Below are 19,237 nucleotides of genomic sequence, written 5' to 3'. Positions count from 1 at the left end.
GAGAGGGCACTTCACGCACCGAAGGACGGCACCCCGCCTCCACCTTTCGACAGAGGCGCCGCCGCGCCCGCATCCCTACAGTGGTACGGACCGTGACCATCTCCGCCCCCACGCCCGCACCGACCAGCCGCGCCCTGACCTGGTGCCTGCACCTGCTCTTCGTCGGGCTGCTCGCCCTGGCCGCCGTCCGCGCCGTAGCCGACGACGCCCCCCACGCGGGGGCGACGGCGGTAGCCGCCGCGCTCTGCGCCCTCGTCTACGCCGCCGGTCCCGCCCTGCCCGCGATCCGCCGCTCCCGGCGGGGCGCCGCCCTGTGGCTGGCGGCCGTGGAGGCGTGCTGGCTGGCCCTGCTCGCCCTGACCGCCGACGGGGTGTGGCTCGCCTTCCCGCTCTACTTCCTCCAACTCCACCTGCTGCCGCGCCGCGTCGGACCGGCCGCCGTCGCCCTGACCGCCGCGGGCGCCGCCCTGGGCTTCGCCGCCCACCGGGGCACCTTCGACGCGGCGATGGCGATCGGCCCCGCCCTCGGCGCGGCGGTGGCGGTCGCGGTGGTGCGGGGCTACCAGGCCCTCTACCGCGAGAGCGAGGAGCGCCGCCGCCTGATCGAGGAACTCACCACCACCCGCGCCGACCTGGCCCGCGCCCAGCACACCGCCGGCGTACTGGCCGAACGCGAACGCCTCGCCCGCGAGATCCACGACACCCTCGCCCAGGGCCTCACCAGCATCCAGCTCCTGCTGCGCGCCGCCGAGCGCGCGCTGCCCCCCACCGCCGCAGGCGCGGCCCGCTACGTCGAGCAGGCCCGCCAGGCCGCCGTGGACAACCTCGCCGAGGCCCGCCGCTTCGTCGCCGCCCTCGCCCCGCCGGCCCTGGAGGACACCACCCTCGCCGGCGCGCTGGAGCGCCTCTGCGCCACCGCCGCCGCCCGCCACCCCCTCACCGCCCGCTTCCACCTCACCGGCGAGCCCGCCGCGCTGCCGACCGCGCACGAGGTGGCGCTGCTGCGCATCGCCCAGTCCGCCCTGGCCAACACGGTCCGCCACGCCGGCGCGACCACGGCCGAGGTCACCCTCGACCAGGGGGGAGACGGCGTCACGCTCACCGTCACCGACGACGGCAGCGGCTTCGACCCCGACCGGCTGTCCGTACCGGACCCGGCAGCAGGCGGCTACGGACTCGCGGCGATGCGCGCCCGGGCCGAGGCCCTGGACGGCACGCTGACCCTCGCCTCCGCCCCCGGCCGCGGCACGACCCTGACCGCGCGCCTCCCCCTGCCGCCGCCGGTGTCCGCCGACCCCGGCCAAGCCCCCGACCCCGAGGCCCGCCCGTGACCGACACCCCGATCCGCCTGCTCCTGGCCGACGACCACCCCGTCGTACGGGCGGGCCTGCGCGCCGTACTGGAGACCGAGCCCGGCCTCCTCGTCGTCGCCGAGGCCGCCACCGCCGAGGAGGCGGTCGCCCGCGCGGCCCGGGGCGACATCGACGTCGTCCTCATGGACCTGCGCTTCGGCCCCGGCATGGGCGGCGCGCAGGCCACCGCGCTGATCACCGCGCAGCCACGCGCCCCCCGCGTCGTGATCGTCACCACCTACGACTCCGACGCCGACACCCTCCCCGCCATCGAGGCCGGCGCCACCGGCTACCTCCTCAAGGACGCCCCGCCGGAGGACCTGGCCGCAGCGGTACGCACCGCGGCGGCCGGGCGCACCGCACTGGCCCCCGTGGTCGCGGACCGCCTCATGCACCGCCTGCGCACCCCCGCCACCACGCTGACCCGCCGCGAGACGGAGGTCCTCACCCTGGTCGCGGAGGGCCTCTCCAACCAGGCCATCGCCCACCGCCTCCACCTCACGGAGGGCACGGTCAAATCCCACCTGGCCCGCGTCTACACCAAACTCGCCGTCGACTCCCGCACCTCGGCGGTGGCCACGGCCACCACCCTGGGCCTGATCCGCCGCTGACCACCCCGCGCGGCACGTCACCGAAAAGCCGCACGGAACCGGAAAAGGGCCGAGGGGCCCGATCGGATCTCTCCAATCGGGCCCCTCGGCCCTACGACTCTCACGAGTCGGGACGACAGGATTTGAACCTGCGACCCCTTGACCCCCAGTCAAGTGCGCTACCAAGCTGCGCCACGTCCCGATGCCCGGTGTGGATGCGGGTTTCCCCGTGCCGACCGCGCAGGAGAACAATACCGCACACAGGGGGGTGCTCCGCAAAGTCGATATCCGGGCGGACCGCGCATCCCGGGGCGTGCTGTGAGATGCGTCTCCCCGGCGGCGGCGGAACGGGGGCCTCACCACACCGTGTGCAGCTCCGCCGGTGAGCGGTGGATCATCGAGGGCCGCATCCGCGCCGGACGCGCCGGGTCCAGCCGCAGCTGCGGCAGCCGCGCCGTGAACGCCTCCAGCGTCAGCCGGAGCTGCTCCTCGGCCAACTGGTGGCCCGGGCAGCCGTGGACGCCGTAGCCGAACGCCAGATGGCGGACCGGCTCGCGGGTGATGTCGAAGACGTCCGGGTCCTTGACCGCGTGCTCGTCGCGGTTGGCCGAGCCGAAGGCCACGAAGACCGAGGCGCCGGCGGGCAGTTCGGTCCCCGCCAGCATCACCGGCCGCGTGGTGATGCGCCGGAAGCCCTGTACGGGGGAGTCGTAGCGCGCCGCCTCCTCGATCGCGGCGGGGATCAACCCGGGTCTCTCCACGATGAGTTGCCACTGCTCGCGGTGGCGCAGCAGGTGCAGCAGGGTCGTGCCCAGCAGGGCGCTGGTGGTGAAGTGCCCTGCCGCCAGCAGGTTCTGCAGCTGCGAGGCGATCTCGTTGCGCTGCTCGCGCGACAGCTCGCCCGCGCCGGGGGCCAGCGCGTACACCGTCTCGCTGATCAGGTCGGCGCGCGGATCGCGGCGCCGGGCGCGGGCGTAGGAGTCGAGCAGGTGCTGCATCGCCACCACGTCCTGCGCGGCGCGGATCTGCTCCTCGGGGTCGAGGGGCTGGAAGAGGAGGGACTCCGCGCGGTAGCTGCCGGCCACCACGGCGGGGACGTCCGCCGGCTCCAGGCCCAGCAGTCGGCCGATGACCTGGCCCGGGAGGCGGCGTGCGTAGTCGCGCATCAGCTCGCCGCGCCCGGCCGGGAGGAGGCCGCCGAGCAGGGCCGCCACGCGCTGTGTCGCGTACGGCAGCGAGGAGGCGACCTGGGCGGCGGTCAGGCCCCGGTTGACGGGCGCGCGCAGCCGGCGGTGGGCGTCGCCGTCCGAGGCCACCACCGCCCGGTAGCCGCCGAAGCCGGTCGCCAGCACCGCGAGGGCGTCGCGGCCGGGCATGACGTCCGGGGTGAGCGCGTTGGCGGAGGAGAACTCGGCGGGCCAGCGCAGGACTTCGCGTACGTCCTGCGCCCGCGAGACGAGCCAGGCGTCCAACTCCGGTACGAAGGTGAGGCCGGCGGTCTCCCGGGCGCGCCGGTAGTGCGGGTAGGGGTCCAGCTGCCAGGCCCGCAGCGCCGCCAGTCGCTCGTCCACGCTCCCCCTTTCGGGTGGGCGGCACCTCGCGGCGCCTGCCGCCCGATTTCGTGGCGACTTGCCCTTTCCCCTCATGGTTGCGCCTTCGCGGGCGGTTGAGGGGGTCATCTGCCTTTTTGCCTAGGTATACAGGGCTGTGCGCACAGGTCGGGCTGCGGCGGGCGTACGCGGGTGCGGCGGTCACGTGCTGCGAACGGGCGTGTACCCAGCGGCATTTGAGTAGTCGTACTCAGGCCGCTCCGCCGCCCTGGCGGCACGCTGGCTGCCATGACCCCACCCATGAACCGGCCGCCCAGCTCCGCCTTCATGTTCCAGGCGGCAGCGGCCTTCGCCGTCGCCCTGCTCGGCACCGCCTACGGCATCGCCAAACTCCCCCTGGAGGCGGAGGCCCGCGGCTTCCTCGCCCTGGGCCTGGCCTTCGTCACCTCCTCGGCCTTCACGCTGGCCAAGGCCATCCGCGACCGCCAGGAGACCGAGCAGGTCACCTCCCGCGTCGACAAGGCGCGCCTCGACAAGCTGATCTCGGAGCACGACCCCTTCGACGTCAAGAACCTCTGATCCCGTCCCCCCGGCCCTTCGCCCGGGGGGCGGGGGAGCCGCGGCGCTTCGATACTGGAGTCATGGACCGCAGCGCGCAGCTTCTCGACGCCGTGTACGACGGGGACCTTCCCGGCCTCACCGGGCTGCTGGAGGGGGCGGACGATCCGCCGGGGGCGCTGCGGGCGGCCCTGTACGAGGCCGCCGTCGAGGGGCGCGCCGACCTGGTGCACGTACTGCTGGAGCACGGGGCCGACCCCGACGCGCCGGGAGTCGAGCCGCAGGACGGGCTGCCGCTGTGCGCCGCCGCCTGCTGGGGGCACACGGACGTCGTCGGCGAGCTGCTGCAGGCCGGGGCGGACGCGGCGCGCGGCGAGTGGGACGGCAACACCGCGGTGCTGTGGGCCGCCGCCAACGGGCACACCGCCACCCTGCGCCTCCTCCTCTCCCGCAGCTTCGACACGGCGGACCGGACCGGCAGGACCGTCACGGCCGTCACCGACGACTCCGGGCGCACCCCGCTGCACCGCGCCGCCGCCCGCGGCTCCCTGCAGGCCGTGGAGGCGCTGCTGGAGGCAGACGCCGACTGGTCCGTACGCGACGACGAGGGCCTCACCCCCCGGCAGACCGCCCTGGCCTGGGTGGACGTCGACCTGGCCGCCGAGGTGCGCCACCGGGCCCGCATCCTGGCCGAGGCGGAGCCCGGGGACCGCGTGGTCGTGCGCGAGGAGGTCGCGCCGGACGACTCCACGGTGCTCGTCGCCGAGGTCGTACGCGACGGGGAGCCGCGCGCCTGGACCGACCTGCAGACCGGCCACGCGGCCGTCGCCGACCTCCTCGCCTCGTACGAGGAGCGGTAGGACCGGGGAGAAAAGCCCGAGGGCCCGGCGGCGACCGGTGAAGGTCGCCGCCGGGCCCTCGGGGCGGCCGGGCGTCAGACGCCCGCGAGCTCGCGCTCGTCGCCGTCGGTCTTCGCCGCCGCGGAGTGGGACTCCAGCCGCTTGCGCAGCTGCTCGCCCTCGACGTCCACGTTCGGCAGGACCCTGTCCAGCCAGCGCGGCAGCCACCAGGCGTGCCGCCCGAGCAGCGCCAGCACCGCCGGCACGATGGCCATCCGGACCACGAAGGCGTCCAGCAGGACGGCGACCGCCAGGCCGAAGCCCATCATCTTGACCATGTCGTCGCCCGCGCCGATGAAGCCGGCGAAGACGCTGATCATGATGATCGCGGCGGCGGTGACGACCCGCGCGCCGAAGCGGAAGCCGGTCACGATCGCCTCGCCCGGCCGCTCGCCGTGGACGAACGCCTCGCGCATCCGGGTCACGAGGAAGACCTCGTAATCCATGGCCAGACCGAAGACCACGCCGATCATGAAGATCGGCATCATCGACATGATCGGGCCGGTCGACTCCACCCCGAACAGGCTCGCGAGGTGGCCCTCCTGGAAGACCAGCACGACCGCGCCGAGCGCGCCCAGCACCGACAGCAGGAAGCCCAGGGCCGCCTTCAGCGGCACCAGCACCGAGCGGAAGACCAGCAGCAGCAGGACGAAGGCCAGGCCCACGACCAGCGCCAGGTAGGGGACCAGTGCGTCGTCGAGCACCTGGGTGAAGTCGATGTTCACCGCGGTGGTGCCCGAGAGGTACAGCTCCGCGCCGGTGTCGGACTTCAGTTGCGGGGCCAGCTCGCGGATGTCGTGGACCAGCGTCTCGGTCTTCACGTCCGTCGGGCCGGTGCTCGGCACGATGCTGATCGTGGCGGTGTCGCCGGCCTTGTTGAACATGGCCGGGCTGACCGATTCCACCCCGTCGACCGTGCCGAGCCGCTTGCCGATCTCCTCGGCGGCCTGCTTGGCGTCGTCGGCGTCCGCCGCGTCGACCACGCCGAGCAGCGGGCCGTTGAAGCCGGGGCCGAAGGACTCGGAGAGCAGGTCGTACGCCTTGCGCTGGGTGGTCTCCGTGGGGCTGGAGCCCTCGGAGGGCAGCCCCAGCTCCATCTTCGACACCGGCAGCGCCAGCGCGCCCAGGGCGGCGACGGCCGTCAGCAGCACCACCAGCGGCCGGCGCAGGACGAAGCGCGACCAGCGGGTGCCCATGTTGGGCTCGGCGGTGGCGGGGTCGTGGGGAGCGGGCACGCCGGTCTGCGGGTTGGCGTCGCGGACCTTGCGGCCGAAGACCCTCTTGCCGACCAGGCCCAGCGCGGCCGGGACCAGGGTGAGGGCGATGAGCACGGCGAGTGCGACCGTACCGGCGGCGGTCATACCCATCTTGGTGAGCATGGGGATCTGCGCCACGGAGAGACCGACCAGCGCGATGATCACCGTGAGGCCGGCGAAGACCACCGCGGAGCCCGCCGTGCCGACGGCGCGGCCGACGGCCTCCTCGCGCGAGTGCCCCTCGGTCAACTCCGTGCGGTAGCGAGAGGCGATGAACAGGGCGTAGTCGATGCCGACCGCGAGGCCGATCATGGTGGCGAGGGTGGAGGTGGTGGCGGAGAGGTTGAGCGTGGCCGCCAGCGCCGTGATGGAGGAGATGCCGATGCCGACGCCGATCAGCGCGGTGAGGATCGGCAGCCCGGCCGCGATCAGCGAGCCGAAGGTGATGACCAGGACGACGAGCGCGATGCCCACGCCGATGATCTCGCCGTGGCCCATGTCGGGTTCGGCCATGAGGGCGTCGCCGCCGGCCTCGACCGTCAGCCCCGCCTCGCGGCCGGAGTCCATCGCCTTGTCGATGTCCGCGCGGGTCTTGTCGGTGACCTCCATGGCGGAGACCTTGTAGTTGACGGTGGTGTAAGCCGTACGGCCGTCCTCGCTCACCGCGCCCGGGGTGGTGAAGGGGTCGCCCACCGCACCGGCCTGGCCGCCCGCGAGCTTGTCCAGGACCCTGCCGACGTCCGCCTTGTTGTCCGCGGAGGTGATCTTCTCGCCCTCGGGGGCCTGGAAGACCAGCCGTGCGGTCGCGCCGTCGGAGCTGCCGCCGGGGAAGCGCTGCTCCAGCAGGTCGAAGGCCTGCTGGGCCTCGGTGCCGGGGAGTTTGAAGTTGTCGGCCGGGGGCTTGGCGGCCGTGGAGGCGCCGACGCCCGCGAGGACGAAGACCGCCAGCCACAGCAGGCCGACGAGGATCCGGTGCCGGAACGAGAACCGGCCCAGTTTGTACAGAAGGGTTGCCACGGACGGCACTCCTTGATCGTCAGATGAGTGGACAGGTGCATCCACCCCGGCGACGAGAGCGGCGTCGGCCAGGTGGAACGGGGGAGACGGGGACGGGGTCACCGGGCCGCGGTGAAAGGGCGGCCCCGGCGTTACCTGATGCCGAGGGCCGGAAGGACCACCGCGTCGAGATAGCTGGTGAGGTAGTCGAGGTCGGGGGGGCGGCCCTCGATCAGGTCGCGGCCGATGAACGCGCCGAAGAACATGTGCGGTACGAACTCCAGCGCCGGGGTGCCGGCGGCGACCTCGCCGCGCTCCACTGCTTGCTGTAGCAGCGCCTCCAGCCGCTCGGCCTCCGGGAGGACGAGCAACTCGCGCAGTGCCTGGTGGAGTTCGGGGTTGGCGTGCGCCGCGTGGGCGAGCCCGCGCATCAGCGCGTGGTCGTGCTCCGCGTCGCGCATCCCGCACCGGGCCAGCTCCAGCAGGTCGCCCCGCAGGCTGCCGGTGTCCGGATCGGGCTGCGCGGCCGTCTTCGCGTGCCGCAGCGCGGTCGCGACCAGTCGGGGCTTCCCCTGCCACTGGCGGTAGAGGGTGGCCTTGCTGGCGCGGGTGCGGGCGGCGACGGCGTCCATGGTCAGCGACTCGTAGCCGTGCTCGCGCAGCAGCTCCAGCACGGCCTCGTACAGCTCGTGCTCGCGCTCGGTGCTGAGCCGGGTGCGGCGCGAGGGGGTCGCGGGGGTCTGCGTCATGCGCGGCTCCCTTTCCGGTCTCCGGCTCGAACGAAACGGTTTCGTACGCCTCGTACAGCGTAAGGTCGCCGCCAGCGAAACGGGGTCGTTTCGCATGTGGGCTCCGTCACGACGGCGGCGGTCGGCGGAAGTTGTCGGAAATGAGCAGAAGGCCCGATGTGCGCGACGGCGGATGGAGATCACTCCGCGCAACCGTTCGACGGCTGTCGGTAATCGGCGCGCGAATGAGCGCAGGGGTCGCTACTCTGAGAGGGACGGAACGCCTCTTCTCACCGGGGAAGCACCGACAACCTCGGCCCGTCCCGGGGCACGCCCAGCACCAAGGCTGTGCCACCGGAGCTGCGACACCGGCGCCACCGCGTCCGTAACGCTTGATCACCCACGTCCTGGTGCCGAGTTCCCCGGCGACAGCAGGGCCGATCCGGTTCCCAGATACGGAGGATGCAGGTGTCCGACATCCAGACAGGCAGGCCGACCGAGGCCGAGCGCGGGGTCCGCGCGGGCGTGCACGCTTCCGACGAGCTCAGCAGCCTTGAGGTCTGGGCGCGCTCCGCGCCCATCCGCCTCGCGGGCTACGAGGACGATCTCGCCGAGCCGCACATCCTGCCGGGCATCGACTGACGCACCCGGCGCGTACCCCGTACGCCCCGAACGCGGCGGACGGCCCCCGCTCCCGATAGGGGAGGAGGGGCCGTCCGCCGCGGTGGTGCCCGGCGTTGTCAGCCGACGAACACCCGTACCGCCGACTTGAGTTCCGCCACGCCCGCCTTGGCGTCCGCGAAGAGCATGCCGGTGCGCGGGCCGGTGTACAGCTCGTTGTCGATGCCCGCGTAGCCGTGGCCCATCGAGCGCTTGATCACCACCACGCTCTTGGCCTTGTCCACGTCCAGGATCGGCATCCCGGAGATCGCGTTGCCCGAGCGGCGCGCGGCCGGGTTGGTGACGTCGTTGGCGCCGATCACCAGGGCCACGTCGGCCTGGGCGAACTCGCCGTTGACGTCCTCCATCTCCTTGAGCTGCGGATAGGGCACGTTGGCCTCCGCGAGCAGGACGTTCATGTGCCCCGGCATCCGGCCGGCGACCGGGTGGATGGCGTAGCTGACGTCCACTCCGTGCCCGGTCAGCAGCTGAGCCAGGTCGCCCAGCTCGTGCTGGGCCTGGGCGGCGGCCAGCCCGTACCCGGGCACGATGATCACCTTGCTCGCGTACGCCAGCTGGATCGCCACGTCGTCGACCGAGACCGACCGCACCTGCGTGTCGCCGCCGCCGGCCGCGGCCGCCGTCTCGCCGCCGGTGCCGAAGCCGCCGACGATGATCGCCGGGATGGAGCGGTTCATGGCGTCCGCCATCAGCTTGGTCAAGATGGCGCCCGAGGCGCCCACCAGCGCGCCCGCGATGATCAGCACCGGCTCGCCCAGGACGAAGCCCGCCATGCCGACGGCCGTCCCGGTGAAGGCGTTGAGCAGCGAGATCACCACCGGCATGTCCGCGCCGCCGATCGGCAGCACCATCGTCACACCGAAGGCCAGCGAGGACACGGTCAGCAAGGTCAGCGCCAGTACGCTGCCCGGCTCGACCACCAGCCAGGCCGCCGAGCCGGTGAAGACCAGCGCGAGGACGATGTTGAGCGCGCGGGCGCCGGGGAAGACGATGGGCTGTCCCGTGACCGTGCCCTGCAGCTTGGCCGCCGCCAGCAGCGAGCCGGAGAAGGTGACCGCGCCGATCAGGATGTCCAGGCCGCCCGGCACCGTGGTCTGCGCGCCGAGCAGTTCGACGTGCTCGTGCTGCACCAGCTCGCCGATGGCCAGCAGCGCCGCCGCGCCGCCGCCGACCGCGTTGAAGAGGCTGACCAGTTGGGGCATGTCGGTCATCTGCACGGTCCGCGCCGTCCACAGCCCGGCCGCCGAGCCGACGAGGATCCCGGCCAGCAGCACCAGCCAGCCGGTCGTGCTCATCGAGCCCTTCTCGACCAGCAGGACGCCCGTCGCCGTGATGGCGACGGCCATCGCGGCGGCCGAGAGGGTGTTGCCGCGGCGGGCCGTGGCGGGGGAGTTCATCAGGTGCAGGCCCAGGACGAAGCAGGCCGCGGCGGCCAGCAGCACGTAGCGGACGGTGGTCTCCAGGTCGCTCATCGGGCACTTCCCTGCTCGTGGGGGGTCTGCTCGGGCAGCGCCTGCGCGGGCCGGGCGGTGGGCCTTGCCTTGAACATCTCCAGCATCCGGTCGGTGACCGCGTAGCCGCCCACCACGTTCATCGCGCCGAAGGCGACCGCGACGAACGCCATCGCGTACTCGGGCGCGGAGTCGGCGGCGGAGGTGATCAGCATCGCGCCGATCAGCACGATGCCGTGGATGGAGTTGGCGCCGGACATCAGCGGCGTGTGCAGGGTGGCCGGCACCTTGCTGATCACTTCGAAGCCGACCAGCACGCTCAGGACGAACACGGTGACGGCGGTGAGCAGGTCGAGGCTCATATGGCGCCCCTTACGGAGGAGTTGACGACGGAGCCCTCGTGGGCGACGACCACACCCGCCTGGATCTCGTCGTCGAGGTCGATACGCAGGACACCGTCCTTGAGGAGGTGGGTCAGCAGGGCGCCGATGTTGCGCGCGTACGCCGTGGAGGCGGCGGTGGCCATCACGGACGGCAGGTTGCCCGCGCCGATCAGGGTCACCCCGCCGTCCAGGACGGTGGTCTTGTCGGGCTCCGACAGCTCGACGTTGCCGCCCAGTTCGCTGGCGGCCATGTCGATGACGACCGAGCCGGGGCGCATCCGCTCCAGCGCGGCGGCCGTCACCAGCAGCGGGGGGCGCCGGCCGGGGACGCGGGCGGTGGTGATGACGACATCGGACTTGGCGATGTGCTCCTCCAGCGCCGCCAGCAGGGTCCGGTTCTCCTCCTCGGTCAGCTGGCGGGCGTAACCGCCCTCGCCCGCCGCGGAGTTGACGCCGTCCAGCTTGACGTAGCGGGCGCCCAGGGACTCGATCTCGCCCTGCGCCTGGGGCCGTACGTCGAAGCCGCTGACGATCGCGCCCAGCCGGCGGGCGGTCGCGATGGCCTGCAGGCCCGCCACGCCGGCGCCCAGGATGAGCACCGCGGCGGGCTTGGACGTACCGGCGGCGGTGGTGAGCATCGGGAAGTAGCGGTCGTAGGAGTCGGCGGCCAGCAGCACCGCCTTGTAACCGGCCACGTTCGCCTGCGAGGTGAGGGCGTCCATCGACTGCGCGCGGCTCAGCGTGCGCGGCAGCAGGTCCAGGCTGACCTGGGTGACGCCGCGCTCGGTGAGCTGGCGGACGCGTTCGGGGTGGCGCAGCGGGTCGAGCAGTCCGACGAGGGTCTGCCCGGAGCGCAGGGCGGCGGCCTCCTCGGCCTCCGGCGGACCGACGCACAGCACCACGTCGGAGCGCTCCAACAGCTCCCCGATGCCGAGGACTCGCGCCCCCGCCGCGGTGTAGTCGGCGTCGGTGAACCAGGCGGCGGCCCCCGCGCCGGACTCCACCACCACCTCCACGCCGGCCGCCCCGAGCCGGGACACGGCCTCGGGGGTGAGGGCCACCCGCCGCTCACCGGGCGCGCGTTCCCTGAGAACCCCCGCGATCAGACCTGCCATGTGTCGCTCTCCCTCAACGCTCGACCCGCAACGCGCCTGCCGCGACGCACGGTTGTACGAGGTGCCTGGGTGGTGCCCGCCGCACGCTAGCGGAAACCGGACGTATTGCGGGAGGTGTGAGGCGGCCTGGACCCGATCACCGTTTTGTGCACCGCCATGGCTGTGAACTGCACGGTTGTGGCGAAGGGCGGCGCCGGAGCGGCGGGAACGAGAGGCAAATCACTGCCGCGCCGGGGCCGCGGGCGGCGCGGGCGCGTCCGATTCGTTCAAGACCGCCGGGTCCGCCGCGCCCTACCGTGGGGGCATGAACGCACGATTCAACGCCATCGGCATGGTCGTCTCCGACCTCGCCGCCTCGCTCGCCTTCTACCGGCTCCTCGGTATCGACATCCCGCCGCAGGACGCGGGGGAGCCCCATGTGGAGGCCCAACTGCCCGGCGGGGTACGCCTGATGTGGGACACGGAGGAGAGCGTGCGCGCCTTCGACCCGCAGTGGCGCCCCCCGGCGGACCCCGGCCGCCTCCAGCTCGCCTTCGCCCTCGACACCCCCGCCGGCGTCGACAAGCTCCACGAGCGCGTCACCGGCGAGGGCTACGGCTCGCACCGCGCCCCCTGGGACGCCCCCTGGGGCCAGCGCTACGCGACGGTGACCGACCCGGACGGCAACCGCGTCGACCTCTACGCGCCGCTGGCGCCCTGAGGCACCAGCGCCCGCAGCGGTACGCCCGCCAGCGCCCTGACCTCGCGCGCCAGATGCGACTGGTCGGCGTACCCGGCCCGCACCGCGACGTACGCCAACGGCACTCCCGCACGGGCGAGTTCGAGGGCGCGGTTCATCCGCAGCACGCGGGCCAGGGTCTTGGGCCCGTAGCCGAAGACCGCGAGTGAGCGCCGGTGCAGCCGGCGCTCACTCAGCCCGCCCGCCCGCGCCAGCTCCGCGACCGGGCGCCCGGCACGCAGCCCGGTGACGACGGCGCCACAGCACCGCGCCCGGCAGCCGCGCCGCCGTCCGTTCCCCGTACATGACTTCCAGGATGCCCGAACGGGTACGCGGGGTCAGCCCGTACGGGATCCGGTGGCGCTCAGCCCTGCGCGTCCTCCAGGCGGAAGCCGACCTTCATGCCGACCTGCCAGTGCTTGACGGACTCGCCGTCGAGCTGGCCGCGGATCTGGGTGACCTCGAACCAGTCCAGATTGCGCAGGGTCCGGCCGGCGCGGGTGATGCCGTTGGTGATGGCGTCGTCGATCCCCTCGTGCGAGGTGCCGACGATCTCCGTGACGCGATACGTGTGGGTGCTCATAGCACCACCGTGCCGCACCTCGCGCGGGTGCGCGAGGCGGTGTGCGCCACTCGTTGAGCGGGGGGAGGGGCCTACGCCCAATGCCCCGGCCGGTGCAGGCTCCGCGGCAGCCTCGTCGTGCTGTCGCCGCTCGCCGCGGTCAGCTGGGACTGGGTGAGGAAGAGGCAGTCGCGCAGGTCCGCCCCCGCCAGGCGGGTGTCGCGCAGGTCCGCGCCGGTGACGTCCGCCCAGCGCAGGTCCGCCCCGCGCAGGTCGGCCGCCACCAGCAGCGCCCCGCGCAGGCTCGCGCCCCGCAGGTCGGCCGCGCGCAGGCGGCGGCCCATCAGGTCCGCGCCCCGGTGGTCGCGGCGCCGGCCCGGGACGGCCGCCGCGCGGGCCAGCTCCGAGGCCCGCAGCAGCAGCGCGCCGACCGAGGCCCGCAGCGCCGGCACGTCCGCCTTCGCCAGGACGTCGGCGGCGGAGAGGGTCAGCTGCTCGACCTCGGCGAGGGCCTCGCGCAGCTCCCCGTGCACCGGGCGGGCGGCGGGGAGGTCGAGGGCCTCGGCGGCGTACCACATCAGCTCGTGCAGCTGCCGCATGACCGGCAGCGCCGCGAACATCTGCGCGGCCGTCTCGGGCGCCTCGCGCCAGCCCCGGCCGCCGAACGTCACCTGCGAGACCTTCTGCCCCGCGCCGAAGCAGTCGAAGACGGTGCAGCCGGGATACCCCTCTGTACGCAGCCGGGCGTGGATCGCGCAGCCGTGGTCCTCGCGCAGATTGCGGCAGGGCTCGCCACCCGCCTTGGCGTGCGCGAAGTCGCGGGAGGCCGCGAAGGGCAGCGCGACGCAGCACAGCCCGAAGCAGCTGCCGCAGTCGGCCCGCAGGTCCGTACGCATCGTTCGCCGCTCTCCTCGCCGGGGGGTTTCGCGTCCCATTCTCCGGTACGGGAGAAGGCGCGCGTCCCCTGCCGACTCACCGCGCTGCCGGCAGCGCCACCTCCCAGGTGTCCACCGCGAAGTGCAGCCCCATGCCGTGGCGCTCGTAGAGCCCCAGCGCCCCGCTGGCGTTGCGCGTGTCCACGCCCAGACCCACCGTCTCGCGCCCTAGCCCCGCGAAGGCCGCGAAGGCCCGCCGCAGCAGGAAGCCGCCCAGCCCCCGGCCGCGCGCCTCGGGCAGCACGCCCAGGACCTCGACCCAGCCCATCGACTCGCGGTCGTTGCGGCCCAGCATGACCGCCGCGTCCTCGCCGTCCACCGAGGCGATCCAGCACAGCGACCAGTCGCGGGCGGCCACCGCCGGGTCCGCCAGCCACTTCTCGTAGCCGAGCGGCTGGAAGTCGAAGTGCTCGGCCATGGCCCGCTGGCGTATCGCGTGCAGCAGGCGCCGGTCCGCCGGGTCGGAGCAGTCGCGCACCGCGATCCCGGCGGGGGGCTCGGGCAGGGGGTCGCCGCCGGTCGAGACCGCCTTCTTCAGCACGTGGTAGCGCCGCACGATCTGCCAGCCGCGCTCCTCGATCAGCGCGAGGTCCAGGGTCGGCGCCGCGTTGAGGTGCAGGTGTACGACGGCGCGGGCGGCGCCGTTGGCCGCCGCGACCTCGGCCGCCCGCCGCTCCATCAGTTCGAACAGGTGCACGGTCATCGCCGGGCGGTCGGGAAGCACGTACTGGTCGATGTCGATGCGCTCGCCGTGGGAGTCGTCCCACAGCAGCCCGTACCCGACCAGGCGGCCCGCCCCGCCGGCCGCCCCGCCGCCGGTGTCCTCGAAGGCCAGCCAGGAGTTGTGCTCCAGGTCCGCGTCCGGCTTCCCGAGGTCGGCCAGGACGTCCGCGAGCTCCGTCTCCGGGTGTCCTATCTCCAGGGTGTCGATCTCGTTGAGAAGCTCGCAGACGAGCTGGGCGTCCTGCACAGTCGCCGCACGCACGGTGGTGTCCATGCCCGCCAGCTTCGGGGGCGCCGCGGGTCGCGCGCAACGTATTTCCCCACCGCGCGAAGTCCACTCCGACAGCCGCACCCGAGTTGCGGGATCCAACCCCCCCGCTCGAACAATTAACCCGAAAAGCCCACAACAATCCGGGAGGTTGTCCGTGACCCGACGACATTCGTCGCGATCACCCGTTCACATATCCCGAGCCGTGGCGCTCGCCCTGGCGGTGTCCCTCACCGCGGGCGCCTGGGGTGTGAGCTCGGCGGCCGCCCCCGCGGCGGATGCCGCCGAGCTGCACCTGCAACCGGTCACCGACGCCGGCCCCGACCCGTGGACGAAGTCCACCGCGACGCCCGCCGCCGGCTCCTCGGCCCCGCCGCCCGCCACCGCCAAGCCCCCGAAGCAGGCGCCGGCCCCCCGCGCGCTCTCGGGCGCCACGCAGGGGCTGTACGGCGGCACGCTCGACAAGGCGAGCTGCGACGTGGAGAAGCAGATCCGCTTCCTCGACGCCAACCACGACAAGCGCGACGCCTTCGCGAAGGTCGAGGGCGTGAAGTCCGACGAGGTCCCCGTCTTCCTGCGCTCCCTCACCTCCGTGGTGCTGCGCGCCGACACGCGCGTGACCAACCACGGCTTCGCCGACGGCCGCGCGACCACCTTCCAGTCGGTCCTGCAGGCCGGTACGGCCGTCCTCGTCGACGACCACGGCGTGCCGCGCGTGCGCTGCGCCTGCGGAAACCCGCTGACGAAGGCCGGCGCCACCCCGTCGAAGGTGGTCTACAAGGGCGAGGCGTGGACCTCGTACCGCCCGGAGCAGGTCGTCGTCGTCGACCGCTCCACCACGGTGATCAACACCATCGTGATCGTGGACGTCGTCACGAACGTCTGGATCGCGCGCCCGGTGGAGGACTCCGGCAAGCCGGACGACAACGTCGTCCCCGCGCCCCCCGACCCCGGCCCGATCCCGCCGGTCCCGGCGCCCGACCCGGACGGCGGCGAGTCCCCGGCCGCGCCGCTGCCCGCGCCCACCGGCCTGGAGGGCGCGGCGACCGGCCCGACCACCGTCCGGCTGACCTGGGACCCGCAGCGCGACACCAACGAGGTGACCGGCTACGAGGTCTACGTCAAGGGCCGGCCCGACCCGGTCCGCAAGACCAAGGTGACCGACGTCGAGATCGACGGACTGGAGGCCGGTACGGAGTACGTCTTCACGGTGAAGGCCGTCGGCGGCGACCGGACCTCCGAGGCCTCCGAACCGCTCACGGTGACCACCCCGGCGCAGGAGGGCGGGAGCCCGCCGCCGGAGGAGCCGGGCAGCCCCCCGGAGATGCCGGCGCCCGAGGAGCCGGGCGCGCCGGAAGGCGGCGGCCAGGACGGCGGCGAGGTCCCCGGTGACGCCCCCGGCGGCCGGGACGCGCCGGAGGAGCAGACCGAGGAGCTGTCCCCCGAGGACGGCCCGGCCTCGCTGGAGCCCGCGGCCTGGCGGGACCTCGACGCCCTGCGCGGCGCGTACGGACTGCCGGTGCTGAAGGCGGCCGGCGAGTAGCGCCGCCCGCCGGGTACGTCGCCGCCCCCCGACCGCGGCTGGTCGGGGGGCGGCGACGTACCGGTGCCGTCAGTGCTGCCGGTGCGGCCGGCCCTGTCGGCCCTGTCGGCTCACCCTCACGGCGTCGCCCGCAGCACCACCTGCTCGCTGCCGCTCAGCCCGCCGGAGTCGGTGTACTCCGCCACGAACACGGCGATGATGTTGCCCTCCGCCGGGTCGTGGCCGTCGATCGGCGAGGTCTGGATGGTGCCGGTGCAGCCGCTCGCCGTCGTCTGCGGGTGGCCGTGGGTGTCGTGCCCCACGATGTACGTCACCCGCACCGCCGCGCAGTCCACCGGCTCCCCGTCGGTCACCCGCACCTCGAAGGCCACCGCGTCGCCGAAGTGGAAGGGCTGGCCCGCCGCGGGCTTGACCAGGTCCACCGCGGGCGGCTGGTTGCCGACCCGTACCACCGCGTACTGCGCGGCCGAACGGCCGTGCTCGTCCGTGACGTTGAGGGTGGCGCGGTAGGTGCCGTCCGCCGTGTACGTGTACGAGGGACTGGCCTTGGTGGAGTCGGTGTCGCCGTCGCCGTCGAAGTCCCAGGCGTAGGACAGGCGGTCGCCGTCCGGGTCGGACGTGCCGGCGCTGGAGAAGCCCACCGCCAGCGGGGCGGGGCCGCTCGCCGGGTCGGCCGCCACCTTGACCCGGGGCGCGTGGTTGCCGCCGGGGCCGATGTAGTCGATCCGCGAGAGCTTGGCGTCCGGGTTCTCGGAGAAGTAGCCGTCGCCGTACTCCAGTACGTACAGCGCGCCGTCCGGGCCGAATTCCAGGTCCATCGGGTTGTCGAAGGTCGGCGCGGCCAGCGAGGGCAGCAGCGGCGTGATCGAGGTGACCGCGCCGGAGTCGTCGCGGCCGAGGAGTTTGGCGTAGTCGCGCGTCCACTCGTGGAAGATCGGCAGCCCGTCGAAGGCCGCGGGCCACGCCACCGAGCCCTCCTTGCCGGCGATGCGCGGGTCGTGGTCGTAGGCGGGGCCGGCCATCGGGCCGATGCCGCCGGTGCCCAGGCCCGGGAAGCCGGCCGAGGGGCCGTAGGAGTACCAGACGTCCGGGTGGGCGACGGGCGGCAGCTCGCGCAGCCCGGTGTTGTGCGGCGACTCGTTCACCGGGGCCGCGCAGTCGAAGGGCTGCCCCGAGGCGCCGGTGGCGAAGTCGTAGTCGGTGTAGGGGAGTTGATCGGTGGCGCAGTAGGGCCAGCCGTAGTTGGCGGCCTTGGTCAGCGCCGTCCACTTGCCCTGGCCGGCCGGTCCGCGCAGCGGGTTGGCGGAGCCGGCGTCGGGGGAGTAGTCCGCGACGTAGACCTCGTCGGTCTCGCGGTTGATCTCCATCCGGAAGGGGTTGCGCAGGCCCATGGCGTAGATCTCGGGGCGCGTCTTCGCCGTGCCCGGGGCGAAGAGGTTCCCCTCGGGTATCGCGTACGAGCCGTCGCTCCTGACCCTGATCCGCAGGATCTTGCCGCGCAGGTCGTCGGTGTTGGCGGAGGTGCGCTGGGCGTCGAAGGCGGGGTTGCGCCCGGCGCGTTCGTCGATGGGCGTGTAGCCGCCGGACTGGAAGGGGTTGGTGTCGTCCCCGGTCGTCAGGTAGAGCAGCCCGCGCGAGTCGAAGGCGATGTCGCCGCCGACGTGGCAGCAGATGCCGCGGTCCACCGGCACCCGCATGATCTTCTGCTCGGAGGACAGGTCGACGTGGTCGCCGCGCCACTTGAAGCGGGAGAGCTGCAAGTGCCCCTTGTAGCGGTCGAATTCGGCCTGGGTGCCGGTGAAGGGCGCGTCGCCCTCGTTGACCGGGGTCACCGGGTTGTCGACCGGGGTGCCCAGCTTCGGCGAGTAGTAGAGGTACACCCACCGGTTGGTGCGGAAACCGGGATCGATCGCGATGTTCTGCAACCCCTCCTCGTCGTGCTGGTAGAGATCCATCTTCGCGGCGAGCGAGTTGACGCCGGTGGCCGGATCGTGCAGCCACACCTCGCCCTTGCGGGTCGTGTGCAGGACGCGCCTGTCCGGCAGGACGGCGAGGTCCATCGGCTCGCCGGGCCGGTCGTTGAGCACGACCTTCTCGAACTCCGTGTCCGGTGGCGGCGCCTGGGCCCCGGCGGGCTCCGCCACCGCGGCGGGCGCGCCCAGAAGGGCCGCGGCAAGCGCCCCGGCCAACACCGTGCTGAGCTTTCGGAACATCGTGCCCCCAACTCCCGGTGTACTTCGCGGGTAGCTGCACCTGACTGAGTACAGCGCTGTGGAGGCTAGGGCACTTTTGCCGGGTCGCCAATATGTACGACCGGAGAGAAACAAACTTTGTCCCGGGAGAGGCGAAACCCGGTCATGGTCACCGGAGCCGCCCCGCTACGACGGCGCGGGTGGCCGCCGCCTCACACCGGCGTGTGCCCCCGCAGGTACGTCCCCACCGGCTCCGGCACCCCGCCCTCGATCGCCTGGGCGTACGGCGTCCACCGCAGCTGCTCCGGCGTCAGCGAGGCCCCGTCCGAGGGGTCCTCGGTGAGCAGCTGGCAGACCACCGCGGTGTCCCCGTCCGCCTCCGGGCGCAGCGCCTGCGAGCCGTCGACGAGGTAGCCCGTCAGCTCGTACGCGATCCGCGCCGCCGCCGCGGACGCCGACTCCGCGGGCTCGTACCCCCCGGACGGCAGCCCCCAGACGCCCTCCCGCTCGACCATCAGCACCCGCCCGCCGTAGACCACGACCGCCTGCACCCCGCCCTTGCCGCCCTGCTGCGGAAACATCGCCGCACCGCCCTTTCGTCCGTCCGCCGTGTCGGCCCGATCCCTACCCCCGGTGGCCCGGGTGCGGAAACATCCCCGCAGCATCCCCGCAGCAGGGGGAGCCATCCCACCCCCGCCGTCACCCCCCGGGTGGATGCCGCGGCCCACCCGCTCTGG

General features: G+C 73.4%; 18 protein-coding genes, 1 tRNA gene and 1 pseudogene. 7 read left to right on the top strand and 13 right to left on the bottom strand.

What is annotated here, in order from left to right; genetic code table 11:
• The first annotated feature begins 92 nt into the window (after positions 1-92).
• Entirely contained in the window at positions 93-1,331 is a 1,239-nt protein-coding gene (locus tag ACFQLX_RS18780; RefSeq protein WP_386416711.1) for a sensor histidine kinase, read from the top strand.
• Positions 1,328-1,963, top strand: coding sequence for a response regulator (locus tag ACFQLX_RS18775; protein ID WP_386416709.1), 636 nt, complete (start codon positions 1,328-1,330; stop codon positions 1,961-1,963). The genes ACFQLX_RS18780 and ACFQLX_RS18775 overlap by 4 nt, the downstream gene beginning before the upstream one ends.
• A gap of 107 nt (positions 1,964-2,070) precedes the next feature.
• Here the strand turns inward: ACFQLX_RS18775 and ACFQLX_RS18770 are convergent.
• Positions 2,071-2,144: transfer RNA gene (locus ACFQLX_RS18770), tRNA-Pro, on the bottom strand.
• A gap of 154 nt (positions 2,145-2,298) precedes the next feature.
• On the bottom strand, positions 2,299-3,513 hold the full coding sequence (locus ACFQLX_RS18765) for a cytochrome P450 (protein ID WP_386416707.1): 1,215 nt from the start codon (positions 3,511-3,513) through the stop codon (positions 2,299-2,301).
• A 267-nt stretch (positions 3,514-3,780) separates the two neighbouring features.
• Between ACFQLX_RS18765 and ACFQLX_RS18760 the strand changes: the two genes are divergently transcribed.
• On the top strand, positions 3,781-4,071 hold the full coding sequence (locus ACFQLX_RS18760) for a YiaA/YiaB family inner membrane protein (RefSeq protein ID WP_386416705.1): 291 nt from the start codon (positions 3,781-3,783) through the stop codon (positions 4,069-4,071).
• Positions 4,072-4,133: 62 nt separating this feature from the next.
• The gene (locus ACFQLX_RS18755; protein WP_386416704.1) at positions 4,134-4,910 is read left to right on the top strand and encodes an ankyrin repeat domain-containing protein; all 777 of its coding nucleotides are present in this window, start codon (positions 4,134-4,136) and stop codon (positions 4,908-4,910) included.
• A 74-nt stretch (positions 4,911-4,984) separates the two neighbouring features.
• Here the strand turns inward: ACFQLX_RS18755 and ACFQLX_RS18750 are convergent, their stop codons facing one another.
• Positions 4,985-7,222 carry an MMPL family transporter gene (locus ACFQLX_RS18750; RefSeq protein WP_386416702.1) on the bottom strand — a complete coding sequence of 746 codons (2,238 nt, stop codon included), beginning with the start codon at positions 7,220-7,222 and terminating at the stop codon, positions 4,985-4,987.
• A gap of 131 nt (positions 7,223-7,353) precedes the next feature.
• Positions 7,354-7,950, bottom strand: coding sequence for a TetR/AcrR family transcriptional regulator (locus ACFQLX_RS18745; protein WP_386416700.1), 597 nt, complete (start codon positions 7,948-7,950; stop codon positions 7,354-7,356).
• A 441-nt stretch (positions 7,951-8,391) separates the two neighbouring features.
• Here ACFQLX_RS18745 and ACFQLX_RS18740 point away from each other — a divergent pair, with 441 nt between their 5' ends.
• On the top strand, positions 8,392-8,571 hold the full coding sequence (locus ACFQLX_RS18740) for a hypothetical protein (RefSeq protein ID WP_386416698.1): 180 nt from the start codon (positions 8,392-8,394) through the stop codon (positions 8,569-8,571).
• Positions 8,572-8,669: 98 nt separating this feature from the next.
• Here the strand turns inward: ACFQLX_RS18740 and ACFQLX_RS18735 are convergent, their stop codons facing one another.
• From ACFQLX_RS18735 to ACFQLX_RS18725, 3 genes are read right to left on the bottom strand one after another with little or no spacing between them, the layout of a single operon-like run.
• Entirely contained in the window at positions 8,670-10,082 is a 1,413-nt protein-coding gene (locus ACFQLX_RS18735; protein ID WP_386416696.1) for an NAD(P)(+) transhydrogenase (Re/Si-specific) subunit beta, read from the bottom strand.
• Positions 10,079-10,423, bottom strand: coding sequence for an NAD(P) transhydrogenase subunit alpha part 2 (locus ACFQLX_RS18730; RefSeq protein WP_386416694.1), 345 nt, complete (start codon positions 10,421-10,423; stop codon positions 10,079-10,081). The genes ACFQLX_RS18735 and ACFQLX_RS18730 overlap by 4 nt, the downstream gene beginning before the upstream one ends.
• A complete protein-coding gene (locus ACFQLX_RS18725; protein ID WP_386416692.1) occupies positions 10,420-11,559 on the bottom strand; it encodes a Re/Si-specific NAD(P)(+) transhydrogenase subunit alpha in 1,140 nt (379 codons plus the stop codon). Before ACFQLX_RS18725 ends, ACFQLX_RS18730 begins: the two co-directional genes overlap by 4 nt.
• Before the next feature lie 304 nt (positions 11,560-11,863).
• Here ACFQLX_RS18725 and ACFQLX_RS18720 point away from each other — a divergent pair, with 304 nt between their 5' ends.
• Positions 11,864-12,259: a VOC family protein gene (locus tag ACFQLX_RS18720; RefSeq protein ID WP_386416691.1), complete on the top strand. Its 396-nt coding sequence runs from the start codon at positions 11,864-11,866 to the stop codon at positions 12,257-12,259.
• On the opposite strand, the pseudogene ACFQLX_RS18715 reads toward ACFQLX_RS18720, so the two are convergent.
• From ACFQLX_RS18715 to ACFQLX_RS18700, 4 genes and pseudogenes are all read right to left on the bottom strand, one after another.
• Positions 12,238-12,534: pseudogene (locus ACFQLX_RS18715) on the bottom strand (helix-turn-helix domain-containing protein); the annotation flags it as partial. The gene ACFQLX_RS18720 and the pseudogene ACFQLX_RS18715 sit on opposite strands and share 22 nt — an antisense overlap.
• 107 nt (positions 12,535-12,641) lie before the next feature.
• Positions 12,642-12,860, bottom strand: coding sequence for a dodecin (locus ACFQLX_RS18710; protein ID WP_386416688.1), 219 nt, complete (start codon positions 12,858-12,860; stop codon positions 12,642-12,644).
• A gap of 71 nt (positions 12,861-12,931) precedes the next feature.
• Positions 12,932-13,735: a pentapeptide repeat-containing protein gene (locus ACFQLX_RS18705; RefSeq protein ID WP_386416686.1), complete on the bottom strand. Its 804-nt coding sequence runs from the start codon at positions 13,733-13,735 to the stop codon at positions 12,932-12,934.
• 76 nt (positions 13,736-13,811) lie between these two features.
• On the bottom strand, positions 13,812-14,771 hold the full coding sequence (locus tag ACFQLX_RS18700; protein WP_386416683.1) for a GNAT family N-acetyltransferase: 960 nt from the start codon (positions 14,769-14,771) through the stop codon (positions 13,812-13,814).
• A gap of 199 nt (positions 14,772-14,970) precedes the next feature.
• Here ACFQLX_RS18700 and ACFQLX_RS18695 point away from each other — a divergent pair, with 199 nt between their 5' ends.
• Entirely contained in the window at positions 14,971-16,308 is a 1,338-nt protein-coding gene (locus tag ACFQLX_RS18695; RefSeq protein ID WP_386416680.1) for a DUF6777 domain-containing protein, read from the top strand.
• Positions 16,309-16,424: 116 nt separating this feature from the next.
• Here ACFQLX_RS18695 and ACFQLX_RS18690 read toward each other — a convergent pair whose 3' ends face one another.
• Positions 16,425-18,521, bottom strand: a complete 2,097-nt coding sequence (locus tag ACFQLX_RS18690; RefSeq protein ID WP_386416677.1) for a PQQ-dependent sugar dehydrogenase — start codon at positions 18,519-18,521, stop codon at positions 16,425-16,427.
• Between the two features lie 191 nt (positions 18,522-18,712).
• Entirely contained in the window at positions 18,713-19,081 is a 369-nt protein-coding gene (locus ACFQLX_RS18685; protein WP_386416674.1) for an NUDIX domain-containing protein, read from the bottom strand.
• Positions 19,082-19,237 lie beyond the last annotated feature (156 nt).

This window comes from Streptomyces polyrhachis, assembly GCF_042663125.1.
Taxonomy (GTDB): domain Bacteria; phylum Actinomycetota; class Actinomycetes; order Streptomycetales; family Streptomycetaceae; genus Streptomyces; species Streptomyces polyrhachii.
Note: the sequence above shows the minus strand (reverse complement) of the source record. Positions and strands in the feature narration are given on the sequence as shown.

Coding starts and splice junctions, on each gene's coding strand:
- ACFQLX_RS18760 (WP_386416705.1), top strand. CDS start 3,781: ATGACCCCACCCATGAACCGGCCGCCCAGCTCCGCCTTCATGTTCCAG.
- ACFQLX_RS18755 (WP_386416704.1), top strand. CDS start 4,134: ATGGACCGCAGCGCGCAGCTTCTCGACGCCGTGTACGACGGGGACCTT.
- ACFQLX_RS18745 (WP_386416700.1), bottom strand. CDS start 7,950: ATGACGCAGACCCCCGCGACCCCCTCGCGCCGCACCCGGCTCAGCACC.
- ACFQLX_RS18740 (WP_386416698.1), top strand. CDS start 8,392: ATGCAGGTGTCCGACATCCAGACAGGCAGGCCGACCGAGGCCGAGCGC.
- ACFQLX_RS18735 (WP_386416696.1), bottom strand. CDS start 10,082: ATGAGCGACCTGGAGACCACCGTCCGCTACGTGCTGCTGGCCGCCGCG.
- ACFQLX_RS18730 (WP_386416694.1), bottom strand. CDS start 10,423: ATGAGCCTCGACCTGCTCACCGCCGTCACCGTGTTCGTCCTGAGCGTG.
- ACFQLX_RS18725 (WP_386416692.1), bottom strand. CDS start 11,559: ATGGCAGGTCTGATCGCGGGGGTTCTCAGGGAACGCGCGCCCGGTGAG.
- ACFQLX_RS18720 (WP_386416691.1), top strand. CDS start 11,864: ATGAACGCACGATTCAACGCCATCGGCATGGTCGTCTCCGACCTCGCC.
- ACFQLX_RS18710 (WP_386416688.1), bottom strand. CDS start 12,860: ATGAGCACCCACACGTATCGCGTCACGGAGATCGTCGGCACCTCGCAC.
- ACFQLX_RS18705 (WP_386416686.1), bottom strand. CDS start 13,735: ATGCGTACGGACCTGCGGGCCGACTGCGGCAGCTGCTTCGGGCTGTGC.
- ACFQLX_RS18700 (WP_386416683.1), bottom strand. CDS start 14,771: ATGGACACCACCGTGCGTGCGGCGACTGTGCAGGACGCCCAGCTCGTC.
- ACFQLX_RS18690 (WP_386416677.1), bottom strand. CDS start 18,521: ATGTTCCGAAAGCTCAGCACGGTGTTGGCCGGGGCGCTTGCCGCGGCC.
- ACFQLX_RS18685 (WP_386416674.1), bottom strand. CDS start 19,081: ATGTTTCCGCAGCAGGGCGGCAAGGGCGGGGTGCAGGCGGTCGTGGTC.